The organism is Sphingomonas sp. PAMC 26621 (assembly GCF_000251145.1).
Taxonomy (GTDB): Bacteria; Pseudomonadota; Alphaproteobacteria; order Sphingomonadales; family Sphingomonadaceae; genus Sphingomonas.
Genome location: NZ_AIDW01000019.1, coordinates 215,348 through 239,733 on the forward strand (window position 1 = coordinate 215,348; position 24,386 = coordinate 239,733).

17 protein-coding genes, 1 tRNA gene and 1 pseudogene are annotated in these 24,386 nt (G+C 67.8%); 5 read left to right on the plus strand and 14 right to left on the minus strand.

From position 1 onward, the window contains the following. Positions 1 to 2: 2 nt before the first annotated feature. The 3 genes from RI03_RS10970 to RI03_RS10980 all read left to right on the plus strand — a co-directional run bounded on the left by RI03_RS10970 (position 3) and on the right by RI03_RS10980 (position 1,781). The gene (locus RI03_RS10970) at positions 3 to 374 is read left to right on the plus strand and encodes a hypothetical protein (RefSeq protein WP_010217339.1); all 372 of its coding nucleotides are present in this window, start codon (positions 3 to 5) and stop codon (positions 372 to 374) included. Then, positions 371 to 1,045 (plus strand): orotidine-5'-phosphate decarboxylase, encoded by a 675-nt coding sequence (gene pyrF / locus RI03_RS10975; RefSeq protein ID WP_010217340.1) that lies wholly within the window; start codon positions 371 to 373, stop codon positions 1,043 to 1,045. Before RI03_RS10970 ends, pyrF begins: the two co-directional genes overlap by 4 nt. A gap of 97 nt (positions 1,046 to 1,142) precedes the next feature. Continuing rightward, positions 1,143 to 1,781 (plus strand): phosphoribosylanthranilate isomerase, encoded by a 639-nt coding sequence (locus RI03_RS10980; protein ID WP_010217342.1) that lies wholly within the window; start codon positions 1,143 to 1,145, stop codon positions 1,779 to 1,781. 74 nt (positions 1,782 to 1,855) lie between these two features. Here RI03_RS10980 and RI03_RS10985 read toward each other — a convergent pair. After that, positions 1,856 to 1,930, minus strand: a tRNA-Asn gene (locus RI03_RS10985). A gap of 391 nt (positions 1,931 to 2,321) precedes the next feature. Further along, the gene (locus RI03_RS10990; protein WP_010217343.1) at positions 2,322 to 2,909 is read right to left on the minus strand and encodes a hypothetical protein; all 588 of its coding nucleotides are present in this window, start codon (positions 2,907 to 2,909) and stop codon (positions 2,322 to 2,324) included. 290 nt (positions 2,910 to 3,199) lie between these two features. On the opposite strand from RI03_RS10990, the gene RI03_RS10995 reads away from it, so the two are divergent. After that, positions 3,200 to 3,826: a CC0125/CC1285 family lipoprotein gene (locus RI03_RS10995; protein WP_026046654.1), complete on the plus strand. Its 627-nt coding sequence runs from the start codon at positions 3,200 to 3,202 to the stop codon at positions 3,824 to 3,826. 207 nt (positions 3,827 to 4,033) lie between these two features. Here the strand turns inward: RI03_RS10995 and secA are convergent, their stop codons facing one another. Both secA and RI03_RS11005 read right to left on the minus strand, forming a co-directional pair. After that, entirely contained in the window at positions 4,034 to 6,766 is a 2,733-nt protein-coding gene (gene secA, locus RI03_RS11000; protein ID WP_010217344.1) for a preprotein translocase subunit SecA, read from the minus strand. A gap of 95 nt (positions 6,767 to 6,861) precedes the next feature. Further along, positions 6,862 to 7,125: a hypothetical protein gene (locus RI03_RS11005; protein ID WP_010217347.1), complete on the minus strand. Its 264-nt coding sequence runs from the start codon at positions 7,123 to 7,125 to the stop codon at positions 6,862 to 6,864. A 226-nt stretch (positions 7,126 to 7,351) separates the two neighbouring features. On the opposite strand from RI03_RS11005, the gene argJ reads away from it, so the two are divergent. Continuing rightward, positions 7,352 to 8,572: a bifunctional glutamate N-acetyltransferase/amino-acid acetyltransferase ArgJ gene (argJ, locus tag RI03_RS11010; RefSeq protein WP_010217349.1), complete on the plus strand. Its 1,221-nt coding sequence runs from the start codon at positions 7,352 to 7,354 to the stop codon at positions 8,570 to 8,572. 215 nt (positions 8,573 to 8,787) lie between these two features. Here argJ and trxA read toward each other — a convergent pair whose 3' ends face one another. From trxA to RI03_RS11060, 10 genes and pseudogenes are all read right to left on the minus strand, one after another. Further along, entirely contained in the window at positions 8,788 to 9,111 is a 324-nt protein-coding gene (gene trxA, locus RI03_RS11015; protein ID WP_010164143.1) for a thioredoxin TrxA, read from the minus strand. A 65-nt stretch (positions 9,112 to 9,176) separates the two neighbouring features. After that, positions 9,177 to 12,626, minus strand: a complete 3,450-nt coding sequence (addA, locus tag RI03_RS11020; RefSeq protein ID WP_010217352.1) for a double-strand break repair helicase AddA — start codon at positions 12,624 to 12,626, stop codon at positions 9,177 to 9,179. A 282-nt stretch (positions 12,627 to 12,908) separates the two neighbouring features. Further along, positions 12,909 to 15,854 (minus strand): double-strand break repair protein AddB, encoded by a 2,946-nt coding sequence (gene addB / locus RI03_RS11025; protein ID WP_010217355.1) that lies wholly within the window; start codon positions 15,852 to 15,854, stop codon positions 12,909 to 12,911. Then, entirely contained in the window at positions 15,847 to 16,611 is a 765-nt protein-coding gene (locus RI03_RS11030) for a nucleotidyltransferase family protein (RefSeq protein ID WP_010217356.1), read from the minus strand. The genes addB and RI03_RS11030 overlap by 8 nt, the downstream gene beginning before the upstream one ends. Then, positions 16,608 to 17,575: pseudogene (locus RI03_RS11035) on the minus strand (aminoglycoside phosphotransferase family protein). Before RI03_RS11035 ends, RI03_RS11030 begins: the two are co-directional and overlap by 4 nt. Continuing rightward, positions 17,572 to 18,012 carry a tRNA (adenosine(37)-N6)-threonylcarbamoyltransferase complex ATPase subunit type 1 TsaE gene (tsaE, locus tag RI03_RS11040; protein WP_010217359.1) on the minus strand — a complete coding sequence of 147 codons (441 nt, stop codon included), beginning with the start codon at positions 18,010 to 18,012 and terminating at the stop codon, positions 17,572 to 17,574. The pseudogene RI03_RS11035 and the gene tsaE overlap by 4 nt, the downstream one beginning before the upstream one ends. 1 nt (position 18,013) lies before the next feature. After that, positions 18,014 to 18,313, minus strand: a complete 300-nt coding sequence (locus RI03_RS11045; protein ID WP_010217360.1) for a CcdB family protein — start codon at positions 18,311 to 18,313, stop codon at positions 18,014 to 18,016. After that, the gene (locus RI03_RS11050; protein ID WP_010217361.1) at positions 18,313 to 18,561 is read right to left on the minus strand and encodes a type II toxin-antitoxin system CcdA family antitoxin; all 249 of its coding nucleotides are present in this window, start codon (positions 18,559 to 18,561) and stop codon (positions 18,313 to 18,315) included. Before RI03_RS11050 ends, RI03_RS11045 begins: the two co-directional genes overlap by 1 nt. A gap of 52 nt (positions 18,562 to 18,613) precedes the next feature. Beyond that, positions 18,614 to 20,968: a sensor histidine kinase gene (locus RI03_RS11055; RefSeq protein WP_010217362.1), complete on the minus strand. Its 2,355-nt coding sequence runs from the start codon at positions 20,966 to 20,968 to the stop codon at positions 18,614 to 18,616. Between the two features lie 167 nt (positions 20,969 to 21,135). Further along, a complete protein-coding gene (locus tag RI03_RS11060; protein ID WP_010217364.1) occupies positions 21,136 to 24,297 on the minus strand; it encodes a TonB-dependent receptor domain-containing protein in 3,162 nt (1,053 codons plus the stop codon). Positions 24,298 to 24,386 lie beyond the last annotated feature (89 nt).

A 24,386-nucleotide genomic window follows, 5' to 3' on the forward strand; every position in this document is an offset into this window, starting at 1 on the left:
GCATGCAATTCCTCAAGATCCTGTTCTGGTGCCTGCTCGCTTTCGTCGCGGCGGTGTTCACCGTGGCCAATTGGACGAGCGTCTCGATCCGCCTGTGGGGCGGGATGGAGGCGCTGGTGAACCTGCCGCTGCTGCTGCTGGTGACTTTCCTGGCGGGGCTGATCCCGACGCTTGCCTGGCATTCGACGTTGCGCTGGCGGCTGCGCAGCCGGCTGGCGAATGCCGAGCGGACGCTCGCCGACATGCGCGTCGCCATGGCGCCGCCGGTTGCGGCCCCGGTCATCCGCGCGACGCCCGACGGGTCGCCGATCGCGTTGGCAGTCGGCAGTCCCGTCGTGACGACCGCCCCTCCCGCCAGCGGAGCCATGCTGTGACCAACCGGCTGTATGTTGCCCTCGACACGCCCGATCTCGCCAAGGCGCGCGCCATGGCGACGCGGGTCCGGCATCACGTCGGCGGGATCAAGCTCGGACTCGAATTCTTCCTTGCCAACGGCCAGCCCGGGGTGCGGCAGATGGCCGAGCTCGGCTTGCCGATCTTCCTCGATCTCAAGCTCCACGACATTCCCAATACGGTCGCCAAGGCGATCATGACGCTCCACGGGATCGAGCCTGCGATCCTGACGGTGCACGCAGCGGGCGGCCGCGCGATGCTCGAGGATGCCAAGGCCGCCGCGCCGACCGGGACAAAGGTGATCGCGGTGACGACGCTGACCAGCCTCGACGCGAGCGACCTCGCCTCGATCGGTGTGCCCAGCAGCCCGCACGACCAGGTGCTGCGGCTGACCGAACTTGCGCGCGAATCGGGGATCGACGGCGTCGTTTGCTCGGGCGCGGAAGTCGGCGCGGCGCATGCGCTGTGGCCGAGGGGGTTCTTCGTCGTTCCCGGCGTGCGTCCGGTCGACGGTCCGGTCGGCGACCAGAAGCGCGTCGTTACCCCGCGCGCCGCGCTCGATGCGGGCGCGTCGATCCTCGTCGTCGGACGACCCATCACGCAGGCCGCGAACCCGGATACGGCCGCGCGCGAGATCGAAGCGACGCTCTGAGCCCAAGGTCGCCGCCACGCGGTGCGGCGTTGGAGGATGGTTAATCCCTGCATGGTATCGCTTGCGTCTTCCTCGACGAGCCGCAAGGACGTTTCGCATGCCTGTCTCTGCCAAGATCTGCGGGCTTTCCACGCCCGAAACCCTCGACACCGCGATTGCCGGAGGCGCGAGCCATGTTGGGCTGGTGTTCTTCCCCCCCTCCCCGCGTCACGTCAGCCGGGACCGTGCGGCGCAGCTCGCAGCGCGTGTGCCGGCGCGGGTCGCGCGGGTGGGCGTGTTCGTGAACCCGGACGACGCAACGCTCGAGTCCGCGATCGAGGCGGGGAAGCTGTCAGTCCTCCAGCTCCACCAGACCACGCCGGAACGCGCCGCCGCGATCAAGGCGCGCACCGGGCTTGAACTGTGGGCGGCGGTCGCGGTGCGGACGCGGGCGGACCTCGACGGCGCGCTGCCGTATCGCGGGGTGGCGGACCGGATCCTCTATGATGCCAAGACACCCCCTGGGGCGGCGCTGCCGGGCGGTATGGGGGTGCGGTTCGACTGGACGTTGCTCGAGGGCTTCCGCCACGCGCTGCCCTGGGCGCTGTCGGGCGGGCTCGACGCGGTCAACGTCGGTGAGGCGGTGGCGATGACGGGGGCGACGCTGGTCGACGTGTCCTCGGGGCTGGAAAGCGCGCCGGGAATCAAGGATCCGGCAAAGATCAGCGCGTTCCTCGCAGCCGTGGCAGCGTGCTGACGCATTCGTTCTGATTTCGATGATTTAGAAGGCCGGTCCCCAGCGCTGCTGGGGTCCGAACTGTCCGGCAAGAATGGCTCCCTGAGTAGGATTCGAACCTACGGCCGCTCGATTAACAGTCGAGAGCTCTACCGCTGAGCTATCAGGGAACGTTGCGGAGGCGCGCCTATACCAATGGGTTGCGCGGGAATGCAAGCGCCGTGTCGCAGGTTTTTCACATTCTGCAGAAAACGGCGGATTTGCGTGGCTTTGGGGGGGGCTGACGCGACGTCGACGCGGGATCGTGACGCGGTGTGGGGAGAATCACTCATAACCGCAAAGCCGACAGCCGGCGGTGTCGGCGCCACCTCCGCCGTCGATGCGGTGCGCCGCGCCACCCCGAATTCCGTCATTCCCGCGCAGGCGGGGGTTATGAGGGCTGGCCATGCCACGCGACGAGAGACGGTAGGAAAGGATCCCCGCCCCCCGGGGACGACGGTATAAGGGAAGGGTCGTACCCCAACCTGTCCGGGAAGGCCGGACCAGCCCCCCTGCCCGTCGCTAGAACTTCATTCCGACGACGAGGTTGGCGATGGGGTTCAATCCCCCCCGGTGCTCGCTGAGGGCGCGATAAGAGCGGGGCAGGTCGGCATTGGCGGTGCCGACGAGCGTGCCCATCTCCACCCCGAACATCGCATTCTTATAGGTGCCGCTGTAGCCGATCGTCGCGGCGGGTGTGCGGCGGTTGAAACCCGTGCGCACCCCCGTCCCCGTCCCCGGCAGGCGGGGCGCGTAGAGCAGCCCTCCGGTCGCCTTTTCGGCATCGCGCACGAAGTTGGCGACCGAGAAGAACTTCATTCCGCCGGACAGATGCAGCCCGCTGCCGTTGATCGGGTAATAGTCGATCATCGAACTGGCGAAGCGCCGCTGCATCGGGCCATCCGGGTCGAGCAACGGATTGAACGACGCGGATGTCGTCAATACCGCGAGCCTGACGCGGAAGTCGGTCGCGACCCGCGCCTCCACGGGCGCGATGCGAGAGAACAACGGCGTCGCAAGCGCCATCGGGTCATGCGTGGGATCCGCGATCGCGCTGCCACTCCAGACTCCTGCCGCCAGACCGATGGCGATCCCGACCGCGTTCCGCATATGCACCCCCGCAGACATTTTGACCCCCGCCGCCCGTTACCTTTGCAACATAGACGGTAACTGGGACGCTAATCCTGACATAATCGGAAACTTGTTGCGACGGAGCGAACCATCCAAGCGACGAAATGATGCCACATCGTCTCGTCGCGCGTCAGTCTCCGTTCATCTGCAGGACGTTAGGACGATTCGACCAGTACGATTGACCGGAGCCTTGCGCGCGGTGGTTCGTTCTGCGCTTCATGGCCTCGACGGCACGGCTCGCCGCACAGACCAGTTCACTGGAGACCGAAATGCCCAAGTTCCCGCCGACCTTCCGCAAGTCCGCCCTGATCGCGGCGCTTGCGGCTTCTACCCTGCTGACGGCCTGCGCATCCGAATCGACCTATCGCCCCGCGGTCGGTCGCGGGTTCGAGCGGTCGGGCTACAGCGACCGCCAGATCGAGGACAACCGCTTCCAGGTCAGCTTCTCGGGCAACAGCTACACGTCGCGCGACACGGTCGAGAAATACCTGCTGTTCCGCGCCGCCGAGCTGACAGTGCAGCGCGGGTTCGATTACTTCGTGTTCGCCGACCGCAATGTCGACAAGAGCACCCGCACCTACACCACGCCGGGCCTGGGCGGCGGCTTCGGTGGCCTGGGGTATGGCGGCGGCTATGGCTATGGCGGCGGCTTCGGCGGCGGCTATTGGGGCCCGAGCTGGCGGTATCGCGGGCGTGGCTTCGGCTGGCGTTCGTGGGACCCGTTCATCGGCGATCCGTTCTTCGACCGCGGTGTCGATATCAACACGATCGACAAATATGAGGCGAATGCCGAGATCGTCGTTGGTCGTGGGCCGAAGCCCAAGGATAACATCCGCGCGTTCGACGCGCGCGAGGTGTTGCGCAACCTCGGGCCGAGCATCGTCACGCCGAAGTAATGGCTTCCTTGGCTACATGAAAAAGCCCCCCTTCCGCAGGCCGGAAGGGGGGCATTTTGCTGTCTGACGACGTGCCCGCCTCACACCTCCGTCATTCCCGCGAAGGCGGGAATCCATTGATACTGCTGGCCGGCAATTCTGGGCCCGCCAGCCAGTATGGATCCCCGCCTCCGCGGGGATGACGGGCCCGAGGGGATCAGCGCCCCGTCACACCGCCCCGTGGCAATGCTTGTACTTGTTCCCCGACCCGCACGGGCACGGCGCGTTGCGGCTGACGTTGCCCGCCCATTCGGACGGATCCTGCCCGAGCTCCTGCCCCTCGGGCCGCGGGATCGACAGCGGCGGGAGGCGCGTGGTGATCAGCCCGCTGCCCGCGTCCTGATCGTAGGTGTCGTCGTCCCCGGTGAACGGGTCGAAATGGTTGGTGATGAAGTCGGGCAGCGTCGGCAGCGCCGGCGCGGGCTCGAGGTTGAACTGCGCGAACGCGATCGTCCGGGTTACGTCCTCGCGGATGCTGCCGAGCATGCGTTCGAACAGCGAGAACGCTTCCTGCTTATACTCGTTGATCGGCGTCTTCTGCGCATAGGCGCGCAGGTGGACGACCTGACGGAGCGCGTCGAGCGTCGCGAGATGCTCCTTCCAGTGATGGTCGAGGTTCTGGAGCAGGATCGACTTCTCGACCCGGATCCACGTCTCGGGATCGAGCGACTCTGCCTTTTCGCGGACCAGATCGTCCGCCTGCGCGCGGACGCGCTCCTCGATGATCTCGGGGTCGATCGCCTCTTCCTCGAGCCACGCCTCGACCTGCGGTTCGAGATTGAGCGTGGTCGCGAGCTGCTCCTTCATGCCCGCGATATCCCACTGCTCGGGATAGGTGCCCGGAGGGCATGCCGCGCCGACGATGCCGTTGACCGTCTCGGCACGCATGTCCTCGACCACGTCGCCGACGGTCGCCGCGTCCATGATATCCGAACGCTGCTCGTAGATGACCTTGCGCTGGTCGTTCATCACGTCATCATATTCGACGACCTGCTTGCGGATGTCGTAGTTGCGCGCCTCGACCTTTTTCTGCGCGGTCTCGATCGCCTTGGAGAGCCACTTGCTGCCGATCGCCTCGCCGTCGCCGATGTTCGACCGCATCATCTTGGCGAACAACGTGTCCGGCCCGAAGATGCGGAGCAGATCGTCGTCGAGGCTGAGGTAGAAGCGCGAGAGACCCGGATCGCCCTGGCGACCCGAACGACCGCGCAGCTGGTTGTCGATACGACGGCTCTCATGCCGCTCGGTGCCGAGCACGAACAGCCCGCCCGCCGCGAGCACTTCGGCCTTCTCAACTGCGATTTCCTGCTTGATCCGGGCGATCGCCGCCTCGCGCTCGGGCCCCTCGGCCATCGCCGACAGTTCGTCGTTGACGCGGAATTCGAGGTTGCCGCCGAGCTGAATGTCGGTGCCGCGGCCCGCCATGTTGGTCGCGATCGTCACCACGCTCTTGCGGCCCGCCTGCGCGACGATGTGCGCCTCGCGCTCATGCTGGCGCGCGTTGAGCACCTCATGCTTGACGCCTTCCTGCACCAGGAATTCGCTCAGCAATTCGGACTTCTCGATCGACACGGTGCCGACCAGCACCGGCTGGCCGAGATCGGCGTGATGCTTGATCTTCTTGGCGATCGCGCGGAATTTGTCCGGGGTGTCCTTGTAGAACTCGTCTTCCTCGTCGACGCGCTGGACCGGCACGTGCGTCGGGATCGTCACCACGTTCATCTTGTAGATGTCGTAGAATTCCGCCGCCTCGGTCGCCGCGGTCCCGGTCATGCCTGCGAGCTTAGGGTACATGCGGAAATAGTTCTGGAAGGTGATCGACGCCATCGTCTGGTTCTCGGGCTCGATCTCGACGCCTTCCTTGGCCTCGATCGCCTGATGCAGCCCGTCCGACCAGCGCCGACCATCCATCATGCGGCCGGTGAACTCATCGATGATGATGACCTTGCCGTCCTTGACGATGTAGTCGATGTCCGCCTTGAACATCATGTTCGCGCGCAGCGCCTGGTTGGTGTGGTGCACCACCTGCGTGTTCTCGAAATCATACAGGTTCGCGCCCTCGAGCAGCCCGGCGGTCTCGAGCAGCCGCTCGACCTTCTCGGTGCCATCCTCGGTCAGGATGATCGACTTCTGCTTTTCGTCCTTCTCGTAATCCTCGGGCGCAAGCTCGCGGACGATCAGGTCGACCGAGCGGTACAGGTCGGACTTGTCGTCGGTCGGGCCGGAGATGATCAACGGCGTACGCGCCTCGTCGATAAGCACCGAATCGACCTCGTCGACGATCGCCATCGCGAACGGGCGCTGGACCATCGATTCGCGCTCATACTTCATGTTGTCGCGCAGGTAGTCGAAGCCGAACTCGTTGTTCGTGCCGTAGGTGATGTCCGCGGCATAAGCGTCGGCGCGCTGTTGGTCGGATAGGTTGGGGACGATCACGCCGACCGTCATCCCGAGGAAGTTGTAGACCTGCGCCATCCAGCCCGCGTCGCGCGCGGCGAGATAGTCGTTGACCGTGATGACGTGGACGCCCTTGCCCGGCAGCGCGTTGAGATAGGTGGCGAGCGTCGCCACCAGCGTCTTGCCCTCGCCGGTGCGCATCTCGGCGATCTCGCCGCGGTGGAGCACGATCCCGCCGATCATCTGCACGTCGTAATGCCGCTGCCCGAGCGCGCGCTTGGCGGCCTCGCGCACCGTGGCGAACGCCTCGGGAAGCAGCGCGTCGAGATCCTCGCCGGCTTCCAGACGCTCGCGGAAGCGCGCGGTCTGGGCGGAGAGATCCTCGTCCGACATGGCGGAGATCGTGGGTTCGAACCCGTTGATCTTCGCGACGACCGCGCCGAGCGACTTGACGTAGCGGTCGTTGGACGAGCCGAAGAGCGATTTGGCAATGCCGCCGAACATGGGGAATTCCTGTATTTCTAAAGGGATTGGCGGCGCGCTACACGCGGCCGCCGAAAGATATGGTTAAGAAGGGCAGCGCGGCAGGCGCCACCGGATCAAGCCCGCGGGCGATCCAGGTAGAGACGCGCCGTTGCCATCACCGGCAGGGTGAGGTGGCTGAGCGCGAAGACCGGCGTTTCCCCGAAGCCACCGGCAAGGTGCCGATGCCCCGCGATCCGCAGCACCCGCGCCGGAAGCGCAACCTGCGCGCGTGCCGCCGCGACCGACTGGCATTCGACCTGCACGTCCGGTGCGCGAACGCCCGTCACCACGCCGGTCAGCGCGGAGAGGATCGCAGAAAAGAACAGCAGCCATTCCATCGGTATTCGGGCATGTAATGACTGCGGCGCGCTTCGTCTATCGGCAAACACCGCTCGTCGTGTGGGGGCAGGACGCACGTCATTCCGGCGGAGGCCGGGGCTGGCGGGTCGGGCGCGCAACACAGATTTAGCGCGACACCATGGCGGCCCCGGCCTGCGCCAGGGTGACGGTATGGGGTGGCATATCGATTGAAAGGGGTCGGACCAGATCGTAAAGCCCCAAACCATGGACCGCTCCCCGCTCGCTCGCCCCTTCCCCGCCCTGCCCGCGATCGCCGGGGTCACGCCGCGTGTCGCCCGCGCCGGGTACAAGCCGTGGGAGCGCAACGACCTGACCTTCATTACGCTCGACCCCGGCACGACCGTCGCGGGCGTGCTGACGCAAAGCAAATGCCCCTCCCCCGAAGTCGAATGGTGCCGCTCGGCGCTGATCCTCGGCGAGGCGCGCGCGGTCGTCGTCAATGCGGGCAACGCGAATGCCTTCACCGGCGCACGCGGACGCGCCGCGGTCGAGGCGATCGCCGCCAAAGTGGCGGGCGCGCTCGCCTGCCGCCCGTCCGACGTGTTCGTCTCCTCGACCGGGGTGATCGGCGTGCCGCTGCCGATCGACAAGGCCGAGGCCGGGCTCGATGCCGCCTTCGCCGCGCTGCCGTGCTCGTGGGAAGACGCGACCAACACGATCGGCACGACCGATACCTTCGCCAAGGGCGCAACCACCACCGCCGTGGTCGATGGGCGCACGGTGACGCTGGTCGGGATCATCAAGGGCTCAGGGATGATCGCGCCCGACATGGCGACGATGCTCGGCTATATCTTCACCGACGCCGCAGTCTCCGCCGAATTCCTCCAGGCGACGCTGAGCGAAGCCAATCGCGCGAGCTTCTCGTGCATCACGGTCGACAGCGACACCTCGACCAGCGACAGCGTGCTCGCCTTCGCGACCGGCACGGCGGGCAACGTGCCCCTGACCGGCCCGGACGATGCCGGCGCAGATTCGTTCCGCGCGGCGCTCGGCGACCTGTGCCGCCAGCTTGCGCATCTCGTCGTGCGCGACGGCGAGGGTGCGACCAAGTTCATCGAAGTCGCGGTGACGGGTGCCGAGAGCGACCGCAGCGCGCAGCGGATCGCGATGAGCATCGCCAATTCGCCGCTGGTGAAGACCGCGATCGCGGGCGAGGATGCCAATTGGGGGCGCGTCGTGATGGCTGTGGGCAAAGCCGGGGAGCCCGCCGAGCGCGACCTGCTCGCAATCCGTTTCGGCGACACGCAGGTGGCGCGCGAGGGGCTTGCGGTGACGGGGTATGACGAGACGCCGGTCGCAGCGCATCTCAAAGGGCAGGATATCGAGATCGGGGTCGATCTGGGACTCGGCGACGGGGCGGCGACGGTCTGGACGTGCGACCTGACGCACGGGTATATCTCGATCAACGCGGATTATCGGACCTGAGCTAAGTTACCGCGAGCGCTTCTCAAAACTGGAGATTCCCAAGTTGCTTCTTCCCCGGCGAAGGCCGGGGTCCAATAGCGGAGGTTTCTCCAACTGGGCACAGCGCTCAACAACTCCAAGCTTCACTACTGGGCCCCGGCCTTCGCCGGGGAAGCGGATGCGTGGGGTATGATTGAAAAAGGCCCCCGGATCGCCAAATCCGGGGGCCCAGAACCTTACGCTAGCTCGCCCTCGAGCCACGCCTTCAACCGGCCCTTCGGCTCTGCACCGACCTTGGTCGCCGCCGGCTGCCCGTTCTTGAACAAAATCATCGTCGGGATCCCACGGACGCCGAACTTGCCCGGCGCATCGGGATTCTCGTCGATGTTGAGCTTGGCGATCGTCACCTGCTCGCCCAGTTCCTCCGAGATTTCCTCGAGGCTCGGCCCGATCATCTTGCACGGGCCGCACCATTCCGCCCAGAAGTCGACGAGAACCGCGCCCTGCGCATTGGTAACGTCCGAATCCCAGCTCGCGTCGGTGATCTTCTTGGTCGCCATCTTCAATCTCCTTGTGTTGCGCATGAACGTAGGTCCGCACGCATCGTTGCTCAAGCGCACGAAGCCTAGCTTTGCTCCGCATCCGCAAAGCCGGGCTTGTTCGCTGCCAATGCCTGCGCCGACAACAGATGCAATACCGGCCCGCTCGTATAGAGCAGCGCCGCCTCGATCGCCCGCCCAGGGAAGATCACCCCGAGCGCCGCCGCATAGGCCGCCATCTGCTTGATATGATAGGGCGGGATATCGCCTTCGGTCGCGGGCACGCTGCGCCCGGTCTTGAAGTCGACGATGCGGATCCGGTCGGGCTCGACCAGCAATCGGTCGACCGTGCCCGACACGACGAACCCGTCGGGCAACACCGCCGCGATCGGCGCCTCGGCGAGCGACCGCTCCCCGAACGCGTCCGCCAGTCGCGGATCGTCGAGCACCGCGAGCACCGGTGCGGCAATCGCCGCGCGCGCGGCAGGATCGGCGACCGCACCGCTGCGCTCCAACCAGCGATCCGCCGCCAACCCGCGGTCCTGCGGCGCAACCGGCGGCAACCGCTCGAACAACGCGTGGATCAGCCGCCCGCGTTCCGCCGCATCGCGCATCGCCGGGGTCGGCGGCGCATCCGCCACCGCATCGTCGCCGAGCGACGACGGCGCGAGCGGACGCGGCGGGCGCGATTCGACCGGCGCGACGCGCAACGCCCAGTCGGGCACCGGATCGGGCGCGCGCACGCCGCCTGCCCGCGCGCCCGCAAGCGGCACCGGCTTCTGCGGCGCGTGGCCGATGAAATCGCGCGGCGCGGTCTCGGCGGGGAAACCGAGCGCGGTCAACGCGCGGTCCGCGGCGGCATACCAACTAGCCTCGGGCGCAACGCCTTTCGCGCTCGGCCCGACCGACCCGGCGATCACCAGCCGTTCCTCCGCGCGCGTCGCCGCGACATAGAACAGCCGCCAATGCTCCTCCAGATCGCGCGCCGCCGCCTCGTCGACCAGCACCGCGAGCGGCCCGGTCGCCTCGCCCTTGCGCGGACGGATGATCGGCAGCGCCGCCGCCATCTCCCCCGCCTGCCACTTGAGCGTCGCGCGCGGCGAGCGGGTCGGATCGACCGCCGCATCCGCTAGGATCACCAAAGGCGCCTGCAATCCCTTCGCCCCATGCGCGGTCATCACGCGCACCGCATCCAGCGGCGCGGACGGATCGCGCTTGATCTCGACCTCGCCACGATCGAACCAGTCGAGGAAGCGCTGCAACGACGGCGTGCCGAGTGATTCGAAGTCGAGCGCCGCGCTAAGCAGTTCCTCGATCGGATCGCGCGCTTCCTGCCCCAGCCGCCGCAACAGCTTGCGCCGCCCGCCAAGTGGCCCCGACAGCAGTTCCTCGAGAAACTGATACGGCGTCGCAATGTCGGCGCGGTCGAGCATCGCATACAGCGCCGCCAGATCGCCGCGCGGTTCGTTGCGCGCGATATGCCGCCACAGGCTGACCGCGCGCTTGGGTGCTGCGTGCATCAGCCGCTCCTGGCTCCACCCGATCAGCGGCGACACCAGCAGCGACGCGAGCGACAGGTCGTCCTCCGGCTGGAGCACGAAGCGGATCGCGGCGAGCAGATCCTGCACCGACAGCGGCGCGTTAAGCCGCAACCGGTCGACGCCCGCAACCGGCACGCCCTCGGCATACAGCCGCGCGACGATCAGCGATGCGAGTTCGCCGCGCCGCTTGACGAGGATCATGATATCCTCGGGCCGCAGCGTCCGCCCCTTGCTCTCGAGCATCAGCGTGCCGACCCAGCCCTTGAGCGTCCGCGCGATCTGGATCGCGAGCGCGCGGGTCGAATCGCTGACCCAGCTTTCCTCATCCTCATCGCTCCCGCCCGCGACGACCAGCGGCCACAGGCTGACGGTGCCGGGGCCTGGCACTTCGCTCGCATGGCGTTCGGCCTCGACGAACAGGCCGAGACCGGGTTCGGGGAGCAGCTCGATCGCCGCGTCGACGAATTCGAGCACGGGCCGGGTAGAGCGGAACGATTGCGTCAGCGACAGCCGGTGCCACGGTCGCGCGCGCATCACGCCGGTGCGCTGGCGTTCCTCGCTATCCGCCTCCCAAGCGGCCTCCGCGCGCCGCCCGAAATCGAGCTCGGCCGCACCGAAATATTTCGGGTCGGTGCCCTGGAAGCCGAAGATCGCCTGCTTGAAGTCGCCGACCGTGAACAGCGTGCGGACGCGCTCGCCGTGGCTGCCGTCGCCCGCGAAGAATTCCTCGGCGAGCGCGCGGATGATCGCCCATTGTTCGGGATTGGTGTCCTGCGCCTCGTCGATCAGGACATGCTCGGTCGCTTGGTCGAGCTTGTAGCGGACCCATTCGCCCATGCCGGGCTGTTGCAGCAGCAGGATCGTCGCGCGGATCAGATCGTCGAAATCGACTGCGCCGAGGCGGCGCTTCGCGCGGTCATAAGTCGCGGCATAATCGCGCCCGACGACCAGCGCATCGGCGAGCAGGTCGGCGTAGGCGGCGCGTTCGCGCAGGCCCAGCAAGGCGGCGCAGGCCTCGCCGACCTCGATCGCGATCCCGGCATAATCCTCGTCCGCGGCAGTCAGCTTGGGCGAATATTTGCGCGGTTCGCGCTTGGCGGTGAACGGCACGCCGATCAGGTCGCCGAGCATCCGCGCGCGCATCTCCGGCGTCGCCTCGACCCAGCATTCGGCGATGTCGGCATGGTTGCCACCGGTCGAGGTCCCCCACGCGCGGTTCGCCGCCGCAAGCCGCGCGACGCTGTCGACGTCGAATTCGCTGTCGCTGCACGCGTCGCAGATCGCGCCCTCGATATCGCCGGTCGGCAGATCGAGCGCGCGGCGAATGAACGGGCGGACGCCCTCCCCGCCGGGCAGCTCCGCCATCGCGGCAGGCGCGCGCGCGCAGGCGAGCAGGAAGCGTTCCGCCTCGCCCTCACCCAGCCGCAGGCTCAGCGCGCCGACGGTGGTGATGGTCTGTTCGCGCCCCTGGGTCTCCGCCGCGACGAGCATCTCGGCGAGCGCGTCGCGGGCCATCACCGCTTCCTCGCGCGCTTCGATCGGGCGGAAGCCGGGAACCAGCCCCGCCTCGACCGGGAAGCCCGACAAAAGGCTCTGGCAGAAGCCGTGGATCGTCTGGATGCGGATCCCGCCGCCGGGCGCATCGAGCACCCGCGCGAACAGCGTCCGCGCGCGTTGCTTGAGCGCAGGCGACGGGTCTTCGCCGAGCGCATGGAGATCGCGCGCGAGATCGGGGTCGGGCATCCGCACCCACGCCGCGAGCCGGTCACCGATCCGCCCCGCCATTTCGGCCGCGCCCGCCTTGGTAAAGGTCAGGCACAGGATCGCGGCGGGATCGACCCCGCGCAGCAACAAGCGATAGACGCGCGCGGTGAGCACCTGTGTCTTGCCGGTGCCGGCCGAGGCGGACAGCCAGACATGCCCCTCGGGATCGCTCGCGCGCGCCTGCGCGTCTTTAAGGATCGGGAGCGGGCGGTGGCCTTTGGGTTCACTCATTGCGGCGCGCTCCGCTCTGGGCCCAGCCATTCAACGGCGAGAAACTTCTTCCCCGGCGAAGGCCGGGGCCCAGTAGCGAGCGGGTTGTTGGACAGGGCAGCGTCGCCCAACATCGCCCACCGCGACTGGGCCCCGGCCTTCGCCGGGGAAGCGTTCATGGGGAAAGCCTCCCTGCCCCCAACCGTTCGTTTCGAGCGAAGTCGAGAAACCGGGCACAGCGCAGGTTTCTTGACTTCGCTCGAAACGAACGGACAGGAGTAGGCGATCGGACGCGCCCCGCGACTATTCACGCCCATACCATTCGTCCCGCCGCATCAACTGGTCGTACTCCGCAAACGGCGCATAGTCCGGGTGCAGCTTCGCCTCGAACCCGCGCATGCCCGTCAGCCATTCCCCCGCCGCGTCGCTGAAATGCCGTGTCGCCAGCGCGACGAAATCCTCGGGCAGCACCTTGTCGAGCTTCCCCGCCGGATCGACCGGCGACGACACCTTGCCGAACGCATCGCCATTCTTGGTCAGCGACCAATATTCGAACCCGCGCGCGATCCCCGCGATATCCTTGAACCCGCCGCGCTCCGCGATCAGCCCGAGCAGCCCGAGCTGCAGGCTGAACCCCTCGCGCACCGCCGCCGCCGACGGCGCCTTGCCGGTCTTGTAATCGATGATCGCAAGCGTCCCGTCGGGATTGCGGTCGATCCGGTCGAACTTGCCGGTCAGCGTCACGCCCGCGACCGGCACGGTGCCCGATTGCTCGACATCGAGCACGACGCGACCGGCATCCGCCTGCTTGCCCATCTCGGCGACGATCCAGCCGATCGCCTCCATCAACCGCGGTCGCCAGAGCGCACGCTGCATCGGATGCGCCCCGTCGAACATCGCGAGCGCGCGACCGTGAAGCGTGTCGAGCGCGCACTTGTCCTCGCGCGCCCATTGCTCGAGGATCGCATGCACCGCAGTCCCGCGCCACGCGGCGCTCGGATCGGCGTCGACCGGGTCGAGCTGGGTCAGCCCGAGGATGCGCTTGGCGTAGAAGGCGTAGGGATCGGCCTTGAGCCGGCCGACGTCGGTCACCGCAATCGTCGTCGGGCGGCGTTCCGCGGGCGGCACCGGGACCGGGCGCTCGGCGGGAAGATACTCGCCCGGATCGTCAAGCGCGCGCACCCAGCCTTCCAGTGCGGCCGCACGCTCGAACCGCTCGCCCGCGAGCGCCTGTAACCGCAGCCAGAAGCGTGACGCGATCGCAGGCTGCGTCCCGCCGCGACGCGCGCGCGTGATCAGCGCGCTGGGCGCGCCGAGCGCCTGCGCGAGATCGTGCGCCGCCATGCCGACGCCACGGTCGAGTCCCGGAAGCCCGAGCACGATCCGGATCCGCGGCGCAAGCCACGGGTCGGGCGCGGGCAGACCCGGCCACGTTCCCTCGTTGAGACCGCCGAGGATCATCACGTCCGCAGTCTGCAGCCGCGCCTCGATCAACCCGTAGATCGCGATCCGCGGATGCCCGCCCTGCTGCGCGCGCACCGCGACCTCGGCCATCAACGTCGTCAGCAACGGCGCGAGGCTCGCAGGGTCGACCAGCGCCGGACCCTCTGCAGCATGATCCTCGATGCTGCGCAGCAATTCCGCAGCAGCGCGCCCGTTCGGCCCCGCCCACAAGGCGTCGCCACACAGCGCCTGCGCGGTCTCGCGCAGCCCCGCGATCAGCGCGGCAAGCGGCGCATCGCGCGCGAACAACGGCTCGAGCGGCTCGAGCAAAGCACGCGCCTCGGGCCACCAGGCGGTCGCATCGCCAGCATGCCGCGCAACGCGCAAATGCGCATCGATCCCCGCCAGCCCCGCCGCCGGACGCGGCCCGCGCAGCACCCGGTCGAGCGCGCGCACGCCATCCAGCCACACCGTCCGCTCGGGCCCCGAGCGCACCAGCGGATGCTTGAGCAACGTCAGCAACGCGAGCGGCGCGAACCGCTGCGTCGCGGCCTCGGCCAGCGCGGTGAGCAACGTCCCCGGCGGCAGAATCGACAACGGTCGCCCCGCCGAATCGTCGACCGTAATGTCCCACCGCTTGCAATGCGCCGACACCCGCCGCGCCAGCCCACGGTCGGGCGTGACCAGCGCCGCCGTCCGCCCGGGCGTCTCCGCAACTTCGCGCAACGCGAGCGCGATCGCCTGCGCTTCTTCCCCCGGCGTCGCGAGTTCGGCGGCGGTGATCCCGCCCAACCGCCGCTGTTCCGCGGGCAGGTCGCTCCACCGCGCGGTCGCATCCGCCGCCGCGAGCGCATTGGCGACCGCCTTGCCGCGCGCCACCGTCGCGTCATGATCGCTCCCGTCGCGCCACTGGCGGACTTCGGTGCGGTTGACGCTCATCCGTTCGAGCAACAGTTTCAAATGAAATTGCGGATGCGTCTCGATCGAGCGCCGCGTCATTCCGCTGTCGGGATCGAACCGGTGCGGTCCGAGCGCCTGCCACTCGTCCTCGTCCATCGCGATCGCGAGATCCGCGAGCACGACCATCCCGCGCGGGCTATCCGCGACGCAGCGCAGCAACCGCGCCACCGCGGGCGCGCTGTCGGTGATCCCCGCCGCGCAGACGAACCCCGGCGGGGGCGCAGCGTCCCAGCGTTCCGCCAGCCGCCGCAGCAATCGCGCGCGGCGGTCCGCGAGATCGATCCGCCCGATCCGCGCCAATTCCCCCGGCCAGCGATCCAGCACGATCTCGAACAGCGCAAGCGCGCGTTCCCAATGCGCCGACATCGCCTCGTTGAGCTCGATCTGCCGCAACCGGATCGGCGCGACATCCTCGACCAGCAACTGGTCGAGCGTCCGCGCGAGATCGCCCGCGAGCCGCACCGCTTCCGCCGCATCGACCGGTTGCCCGCCCCGCGCGCGTTCCTCGGTGATCAGGCGCGCGAGGATCATCCGCCGCTGGAGCGGCTCGACCGCGGGCGGAATCGGCTCGGCCGAATCCGCCGGATCGAGCGCAGCGCCCACGCCCTCGTCGAGCGCGGGATCGCCGATCGCGACCATCCGCGGTAACAACAGCCCGCCGTCGCTCGCGCGGACGAACGCATCGGTCAGCGCGCGCTTGGCGCGGTTGTTGGGGAGCAACACCAGCCCGCGCGCGAGACCCAGATCGTCGCCCCCAAATTGGCGGATCAGCCCCGCCGCCAGCGCATCGGCAAACGCACGGTGGGCAGGTATCGTGAAGATCGTGGGCCGGACGGACTCAGCCATCCGCGAGCATCGCCTCGGTCTTGCCGACCGCGGCGGGGGTGCCGACATCGAACCACAGCCCCTGATGCACCATCCCGTAAGCGCGCCCCGCCGCGATCGCGCGTTCCCAGAACAGCATCGTGGAGAACGGCCCCTCGGGCCAGTCCGCGATCACGCGCGGCGACAGGATCTGGACCCCGGTATAGACGAACGGCGCGAGCTTGCCCGGCTGGCGCCGCCCGGTGATCCGCCCGTCTGCTGCCAACCGGAAATCGCCCTCCCCGGCATGATGGTTCGCGCGCGCGAGCGGAACGAGGAGGAGCAGCGCGTCCATCTTCGCATCGTCCCATGCCGCGGCGAGCATCCGGATCGCATCGGACGGGCCATCGACCCACAGATTGTCGCTGTTGACGACGAGGAACGGCGCGTCCCCGATCAGGTCGCGCGCCTGGACGATCCCGCCGCCCGTCTCCATCAACTGCTTGCGCTCGTCCGACACGACGACGTCGATCCCGTCGACGCGGTTGCGCAGATGCGCCTCGAGCGTGTCGGCGAGATAATGGACGTTGACCACCGCGCGCTCGATCCCGCTCGCCCGAAGCCGGTCGAACACATGGTCGATCAGCGCGCGGCCGTTCACCACGACCAGCGGTTTCGGGCGCGTCGCGGTGAGCGGACGCATGCGCTTGCCGAGCCCTGCGGCCATCACCATCGCGGTCTTCGGCACCGTGCCCCCCGGATCGGGCCGGATATGCAGCGTGCGCTTGGGGTCGATCACGCGGCGATCTCCATCGGGTTTCCGCGCAGATCGGGCGGGATCGTCGCGTCGAACCACGCCTTGACCGGGGCAAGCGCGGGATGCGCAAGATCGCGCTCGAGATAGCGCCAGACGCGCGGGCACAAGGCGGCGTAGCGCGGCTTGCCGTCGCGTTGCCACAGCCGCGTGAAGATGCCGACGATCTTGGCGTTCCGCTGCGCGCCGAGGACGTGGTAGGCGACGTCGAAAGCGTCGTCCGGATCGGCTGCTGCGCGGTAATGATCCAGCATCGCCGTCTCGACCGCGGGATCGACGTCGCGCCGCGCATCCTGCAGCAGCGAGACGAGATCATAGGCGGGATGCCCAGCCAGCGCGTCCTGGAAATCGAGCAGGCCGAGCGAGTCGCCCTCGCCCAGCAACATCAGGTTCTCGGCATGATAATCGCGCAGCACCGTGACCATCGTGCCGTGCAACGTCGTACCCAGAACCGCATCCCATGCCGCGTCATACGCGGCCTGATCCGGCGTGACGCCGATCGCCGGGCAATACCATTCGGTCAGCAGATTGGCCTCGCGGTGGAGCACTTCGAGGTCGTAGCGCGGCACCGGTGCCGCCTCCTCCTGCTGCAGTCGCACCAGCGTGTCGATCGCCGAGCGATACAGCGCGCCTCGCGCTCGGGCGCGGCGTCGACCGTCTCGCGCATTCGCACGTCGCCGAAATCCTCAAGCAGGACGAGCCCGGTGTCGAGGTCGGTCGCATGGATCTCCGGCGCGGCGAACCCGCGCCCGGTCAACCAGCGCGCGATCTCGATGAACGGGCGCGGATCTTCCTGCGGCGGCGGCGCGTCCATCAGGATCGCGCTGCGCGTGCCATCGATCACACGGAAATAACGCCGGAACGATGCGTCGCCCGCCACCGGTTCGATCCGGGCGTCGGGCCAGCCGTGCGCCGCGAGGAACGCCGCTGCGGCGACGGGGGGAGTCATATCTGCTGCCATCGCTCTCTCCAGCCCGGCGGGACGCCGGCTGTCAAGCGACGCCCGCCGTCTTCCGCCATCGCCAGCGTCAGTTGCAGCGCGTTCGGCCAATAGCCGGGGGCGCGTTCGGGCCATTCGATCAGCAACAGCGAATCGCCTTCGGCCTCGTCGAGCCCGAGTTCGTCGAGTTCGCCCGCATCGTCGATCCGGTACAGGTCGACGTGGAGCACCGGAAATCGCACTTCGGGCGGCGCATACGGCTGGACGATCGCGAAGCTCGGCGACGGTGCCTCCCCCGCAAGCCCGAGCGCCGCGAGCAACCCGCGCGCGATGCTCGTCTTCCCCGCGCCGAGCGGCCCGGCGAGCGTCACCACGTCGCCCGGCCGGGCAAGCGCGGAGAGCCGAGCGCCCAGCGCCTCGGTCGCGGCGGGATCGGCAAGGATCATCTCAATACCCCGTCAGCAGCATGTCGAGCGCATTCATGATCGTATCCTGTTGATCGGCGAGGGACGCCACATGCTCGCCGAGATGGCGCGTCTCGATCGCCGACGCATATTGCGTGAGCATGACGACGGCATTCCCCTCGACCTGGAACACCGGATTGAGCCGTGCAGCATAGCGCGGGAAATTCTCTCGCAGGAACAGCGGCACCGTGAGCCGGGTGTTGAGGCCGGAGAGATAGTCCGTCTGGCAATCGAGCAGATAGCCCTGCCCCGCTGCGCCGCGATACACGTCGAACCGGACCATCAGAACATCCGGTATTTGGCGAGCGGCAATCCATATTCAGCAACATAGGCATTGGCTGCCTCCAGCGCCTCGCGATTGTCCTCCTGCCACCGGCGGATGCGCTCGGCGCTGACCGCGTCGCTCAAGCCCTGTTCGCAGGCGCGCGACAGATTGATGCCGAGGTCCTTCGCCGCCGCAACGAGCTGCTCGTCGAGCGTCACGTTGGTGGGGCGGCGAAACGCCGTACGATCTTCCCGAACCCGCGCCATCCCGACCTCCCGCTATGCGCAGAACCTATGCGCATAGCCCGCCTCGCACAAGTCAGCGGCGCGGCAACGTCACCGTGATCAGCGTGCCCTCACCCGGCTCGGACACCAAGGCAATCGTCCCGCCATGCCCTTCGGCGAACTGCCGCGCGAGCGGCAAACCGAGCCCCAGCGCGCGCTCGCCGTTGCGCGTGATGCCGGGCTGCCCGAACCGGTCGAACGCGCGCGCGACCATCTGCTGGCTCATCCCGATCCCGTCATCCGAAACGATCAGCCGTACCGCGCCCGCGGTCCCATCGACATGCAGCAGGATCCGCCCGCCCTCGCGCGTTCCCGCGACCGCGTGGCGCAACAGATGCTCGATCATTTGCTGGAGCCGCCGCGCATCGCCGAACACATGCCCGATCGACGGCTGCAGCTCGACCGCGAAATCAAGCTTGCGCTTGGCGACGAGCGGCGCGACCGACGCGGCGGCGGCCTGCGCGGTGACGGTGAGGTCGACGTCGCGCTTGTCGAGCACCGCGGTCCCGCCTTCGGCCTGCGTCAGGTCGAGCACTTCGTCGACCAGCATCCCGAGCCGCTCGACCGATTCGAGGATCGCCTCGACATAGCCTTCCGCCGCCTTGCTGAGCTTCCCGGCATAGCCCTCGTTGAGCATTTCGGCGAACCCGCTGATCGACGTCAAAGGCGTGCGGAGTTCGTAGCTCATCGTCGCGACGAATGCGGTCTTGATCCGGTCCGCCGCCTCCAGCGCCTCGTTGCGGTCGCGCAGCGCGCGTTCGATCCGGCGGCTGTCCGAGATGTCGAGCATCGTGAACAGACCGTTGCCGTCCGGGAGCGGAACCGCGGCGAATTCATAATGGCGGCCATCGGCGAAGGCGACGCGCCCCGCGCGCTGCTGCCGCTCGACCGTCGCGGCGCGGACGAGGTCGCCGATGAGGGTCGACCGCGACGGGTTGGCAAGCTGTTTCGCGGCGGCCTCCGCCAGCACGTCGACGCGCGGGTGCGTGGCGAGGAAGGCTTCCTCGAACCCCCACAGCGTACGGAACTTGTTGTTCCACAATTGCAGCCGTCCATCCGCCGCGAAGACGCCGAGCGCCTCGTACAGATTCTCGAACGTCGCGGTGCGGACGCGCAGCAGCGTGTCCCGCGCGCTGGCGAGCTGGACCTGCTCGGTACGATCCTCGAAGATCAACAGCAGGCCACCGTCGGGCAAGGGCTGCGCCACGACGCGCAGATGGACCCCGCCGGGAATATGCCATTCCTCCTCGATCGCGCCCCCCGCCGCGAGGAACCAGTCGCGCCGCTCTGCCTTCCAGCCGGGGAAGTCGCGCACTTCGGGGAGCCTGGACGCCTCGCGCATCCGCTCGAGCACGCGGTCGAACTCGGGGCGGTCCGCCAGCCATTCGGGCTTCATCGCGAAGATCCGGCGGAACGGCTGGTTGCAGAAGACGAGCGCCCGGTCCGCGCCGAACTGCACCACCGCCGCCGAGACGCGATCGAGCATCGCGCGCTGCGCGTCGTCGAAGCGCTTGAGCTGCGCGCGCGCCTGTTCGAGATCCTCGATGTCGATCGCGAAGCCGGCGACCCCGCCGGTCGACAGCGGCGCGTCATATACCCGCAGCATCCGCCGCTCTCCGCGGATCGTCGCGGGGAGCGCCTGCGTCTGGATTGCCTGCGCATCGCGCGCGAGCACCGCGCTCGCCAGCGGTCCGCCGACGCCCGACCCTTCGACCAGCTCAAGCCCGCGCTGGACGACGTCCTCGGGCGAGACGCCCTCGACCGCATCGACATAATGCGAGTTGACCATCGCCAGCCGCAGGTCCGACCCGCGATACCACATCGGCATCGGCGCAGCCTGGATGATCCCGCTAAGTTCGTCATAATGCATCGTCGCATCGTCGACGGCGCGGCGCAGTCCGGCGATTTCCGCTTCGCTCTCCGTTGCGTCGAAGACCCAGAGGATCACGCCCCCGGAGATGCGCACGTCCCGCGCCGCGCGGCTGCCGCGGATCATCAGCGCGCGCGAGGAGCCCAGCGCGCGGATCGCACGCGAGAAGGCGCGACCGGATTTCTGCGCCGCCGCGACATCGCCCGCGAGCAACGCGAAGTCTTCGGGCGCAATGCCGCCGCCATGCACCGACAGATCGTTGAGATAGCGTGGCGGGCTCGCTAGGCCGAACCAGTCGGCAAGCCGCTCGGGACAATCGACCCGGCCATCCGCGCGGACGATCATCGCGAGCGCGGGGGCGGACGCCAGCATCGCGGACAGCCGCGCATTGTCGGCAAAGGTCGCCGCCGCCTCGCGGCGCGCACGCAAGCCCCGGTACAGGATCAGCGACGCTCCCGTCAGGAGCACCGCCAGCCCTACCCCGCTGAGCAGCAGCGAACTGTGCACCGACCCGATCATTCCGCCCCTTCGCGACGGCGCATCGCCCGTTCCTTCGCTATCCCACGCGCTACCACCGGTCCCGCCGCCTGGACAGAGGGTGCGGCCGATGTGCCGCACAGATCAAGAAAAAAGGCCCGGCAAACCGCCGGGCCTTTCGTTCTTCCGCAAGGGTGCGAAAGCAAGTGTCAGAGCTTAACCGAAGCGCCGACGTACATGTAGCGCCCGACGTTGTCGTAGATCGCGCCACCGTCGCTGATGCCGAGCTGGCCGTACGGCGGCTTCTTGTCGGTCAGATTGTCGACGCCGCCATACAGCCGGAACTGCTTGTTGACTTCGACCGTCGCGCGGATCGCGTGATAGACGACCGACGGGAAGAAGGTCCGGTCCGCATAATAAGGATCGAGCGGGGCCACGCCGTAGGTGGTGAACGTCGATTCCCAGTCGGTGACCGTCTGCCGACCGATGTAGCGCAGCTGGTAACCGAGCGTGACGTTCTTGTGCGTGTAATCCGCCGACACGTTGAAGTTGTAGACCGGATCGCCGAGCTGCCCCTTGATCCGTGCCGGACGGTCCGGCGTGTCGAGATACGGATAGTCGGTGCGGGTATCGACATAGGTTCCGACGAACCGCAGCGCGAGCTTGTTCGAACCGTCGAACGCGTGGTTGTAGGCAACGTCCAGATCGAGCCCGCGCGCGTCGCGGGCCGAATAGTTGACCGTCGCCTGCAGCAGCGCCGGGCGCGCGAACGTGCCGTTGGCCTGGCGCGGATTGATCAGGCGGCAGAACTGGTTGTCGAGCGAGGTGCCGTCATAGCAGGCATCCAGGATCGTCTGCGCCCCGACCGCGCTGATGATGTTGCTGATCTTGACGTCATACCAGTCCGCCGTGATCGACAGGCCGGGCAGGTACCGCGGCTGGAAGATCGCACCGAAGGTCCAGCTGCGCGACGTTTCCGCCGACAGGTTGGGATTGCCGCCCGAGAGGAACTCGGTGCTGCCTGCGCGCGCGATATCGTTGACGAAGCCCGCCGGAACCCCCGCCGCCGCGCAATTCGCGACGCGCGTCGAGCGGCCCTTGGTGATGTAGTTCACATCGCAGGGATCGTTGAGCTGGTCGAAGTTTTGCGAGTTGGACGCGTACAGATCGCTCAACGTCGGTGCGCGGACCGAGCGCGAATAGTTCACCCGGAACTTCACGTCGCGGATCGGCGCGTAGATGACGCCCGCGTTATAGGCGAACACCGTGCCCGTGGAGCCCTTGTAGTCGGCGACGCGACCTGCGCCGTTGACCGTCAATTCCTGTGCGAACGGCAGGTTCTTGAGCAGCGGCAGTTCGATTTCGCCGTACGCTTCCTTCACCTCGAACGACGGGGGCGCGAAATCGGGAATAGCGTTGAAGAACGTGTCACCGCCCTTGATCGTATCGTCATACGCCTGGAACGCGGTCTCGCGACGATACTCGCCGCCGATCGCGAACTTGACCGGTCCGCCCGGCAGCTCGAACAGCTGCGAGCTGTCGCCGACGAGGTTGGCGTTGATGTCGAGTTCGGTCGCCTTCGAACGGCTGGTCGAGGTGGTGTTGACGTAGTTCAGCGCAGCCTGGCTGGGCGCGCCGTCGCCAAACAGGTTGATCGGAACGCAGCTAGGATCGGTCACCGAGGCCTGATTCACGCGGCAGACGATCTGCCCCGCGCCGTTGCGCACGGCATCCGCAGCCTTCTGGAAGCGCGATTCGATGCGGTTGTTGTAGAAGACCGAATTGCTGTGGAATTCGCCGTAGTTCACCGAGACGTCGTACTTCCAGTCGTCGTTGAACGTCCCTTCGACCCCGCCGACGAACCGGTACGTATCACGCCGATCGAACTCGTCGCGCGTTCCAAGGTCGTTGTTGTTGCGGTTGAGGCGGAAGAAGGTCGCGCCCGCCGGCAGCTGCGACCGGATCGTCGCCGCGGCGCCGGGCTGGAGGTAGGCGTTATCGAAGAAGATCGGCACACCCGATCCGAGATACGTCCCCGCATCCGCACCGGCGCCCTGCTCGCCGCCCTGGCCGAACGTCGGCGTTCCCTGGCTGAAGGCATCGACGCGCACGAACTTCGCTTCGATGAACGGCTTGAACGCTTCGGACACGTCGAAGTGACCGATGACGTTGGCGACATACCGCTGAAGCGAGGGGTTCAGCGTACCACGGTCGTTGAGGATCCCCCCGGAGCCGCCCTGGTTGTTGTTGCTGCCCGCCGGACGGAAATCGCGCCCGTAGTTATACTCGGACAGGCTGCCGTCGCTGTTGAACCCGTAGATCCGCGGGAAACCGTTAGCGAGGCACGCCGCCGCAACGCCGCCCGAACAGTTGCGCAGGCTGGTCCCGTTATAGGCGACGAAGTTGCCGCCATTGTCATAGCCGTAGCTATGGACGCCGGACAGGAAAGTGCGGTCGGGGACGGTGTTGTCGAGCGACGGATTGTCGACCTGCTGGAACTGGTTACGGCCGGTGAACGCGCCGGTCAGGTCGCCGCGGTCCGCAAAGGTGACCAGCTCAGTGTTGTTGTATTCGAGGTTGAGCGCGATGTTGCCGCGCCCGTCCGCGAAGTTCTGGCCGAACGTCCCCGAGATGCGCTGCGTCCCCTTGCCGCCGCGGTCGGTAAGACCCGCCTGCGCGTTGAGGGACGCACCGCTGAAGTTCCGCTTGAGCACGAAGTTGACGACGCCCGCCATCGCGTCCGACCCGTAAACCGCCGAGCTGCCGCCGGTGACGACGTCGACGCGGTCGAGCAGGTCGGTCGGGATCGTGTTGGTGTCGACTAGGAAGTCGCCGGCCGAAGACGTGATGTGACGGCGGCCGTTGACCAGCACCAGCGTACGCGTGACCCCAAGGCCGCGCAGATCGAGGTAGTTGACCCCGGTCGTGCCGATGAACTGCGTCGAGTTTGCCTGGCTGTAGGTCGAGCGGATCGATGGCAGGTCGTTGAGCACGTCGCCGACCGAGATCGACCCGGTGCGCGTCAGTTCGGCGGCGGTCAGCGTCGTGACCGGGATGGTCGAATCGAGCGTCGGGCGTGCGATGCGCGAGCCGGTGACGACGATATCGGCAGGCGCTGCTGCCGGGGCCGCATCGGCGGGCGTGGCATCGGCCGCGACCGGTGCGCCCTGCGGCGTCGTCGGCTGCCCGGGGGTCGCCGGGTTGGTCTGGTACGGCGCCTGCTCGGTCGGAAGCGCGGGCGTTGCCGGCCCCTGCTGCGTCTGCGGCGCGCTGACGGGCGCGGCGGTCTGTGCGAAGGCTGGCGCTGCCCCGGCGGCGCACAGGGCGAGCACGGACGTCTGCAGCAAGACGGAAGAAGTACGGAGACGCATCACAAGCCCTTTGAAAATACTCGCCCCCCGGCGGGGCCTGTCTGCGGGCAAGAAGACAGGATGGAAACGATGCATTTACGAATGTGACG

Bases quoted from the DNA above. Each gene is read 5' to 3' on its own strand.
- RI03_RS11060 (WP_010217364.1), bottom strand. From the start codon at position 24,297: ATGCGTCTCCGTACTTCTTCCGTCTTGCTGCAGACGTCCGTGCTCGCC.
- RI03_RS10970 (WP_010217339.1), top strand. From the start codon at position 3: ATGCAATTCCTCAAGATCCTGTTCTGGTGCCTGCTCGCTTTCGTCGCG.
- RI03_RS11055 (WP_010217362.1), bottom strand. From the start codon at position 20,968: ATGATCGGGTCGGTGCACAGTTCGCTGCTGCTCAGCGGGGTAGGGCTG.
- tsaE (WP_010217359.1), bottom strand. From the start codon at position 18,012: ATGATCCTTGCCGATCCCGCCGCGACCGAGGCGCTGGGCGCTCGGCTC.
- RI03_RS11045 (WP_010217360.1), bottom strand. From the start codon at position 18,313: ATGGTCCGGTTCGACGTGTATCGCGGCGCAGCGGGGCAGGGCTATCTG.
- addB (WP_010217355.1), bottom strand. From the start codon at position 15,854: ATGGCTGAGTCCGTCCGGCCCACGATCTTCACGATACCTGCCCACCGT.
- RI03_RS10990 (WP_010217343.1), bottom strand. From the start codon at position 2,909: ATGCGGAACGCGGTCGGGATCGCCATCGGTCTGGCGGCAGGAGTCTGG.
- RI03_RS10995 (WP_026046654.1), top strand. From the start codon at position 3,200: ATGCCCAAGTTCCCGCCGACCTTCCGCAAGTCCGCCCTGATCGCGGCG.
- argJ (WP_010217349.1), top strand. From the start codon at position 7,352: ATGGACCGCTCCCCGCTCGCTCGCCCCTTCCCCGCCCTGCCCGCGATC.
- RI03_RS11050 (WP_010217361.1), bottom strand. From the start codon at position 18,561: ATGGCGCGGGTTCGGGAAGATCGTACGGCGTTTCGCCGCCCCACCAAC.
- trxA (WP_010164143.1), bottom strand. From the start codon at position 9,111: ATGGCGACCAAGAAGATCACCGACGCGAGCTGGGATTCGGACGTTACC.
- secA (WP_010217344.1), bottom strand. From the start codon at position 6,766: ATGTTCGGCGGCATTGCCAAATCGCTCTTCGGCTCGTCCAACGACCGC.
- RI03_RS10980 (WP_010217342.1), top strand. From the start codon at position 1,143: ATGCCTGTCTCTGCCAAGATCTGCGGGCTTTCCACGCCCGAAACCCTC.
- RI03_RS11005 (WP_010217347.1), bottom strand. From the start codon at position 7,125: ATGGAATGGCTGCTGTTCTTTTCTGCGATCCTCTCCGCGCTGACCGGC.
- addA (WP_010217352.1), bottom strand. From the start codon at position 12,626: ATGAGTGAACCCAAAGGCCACCGCCCGCTCCCGATCCTTAAAGACGCG.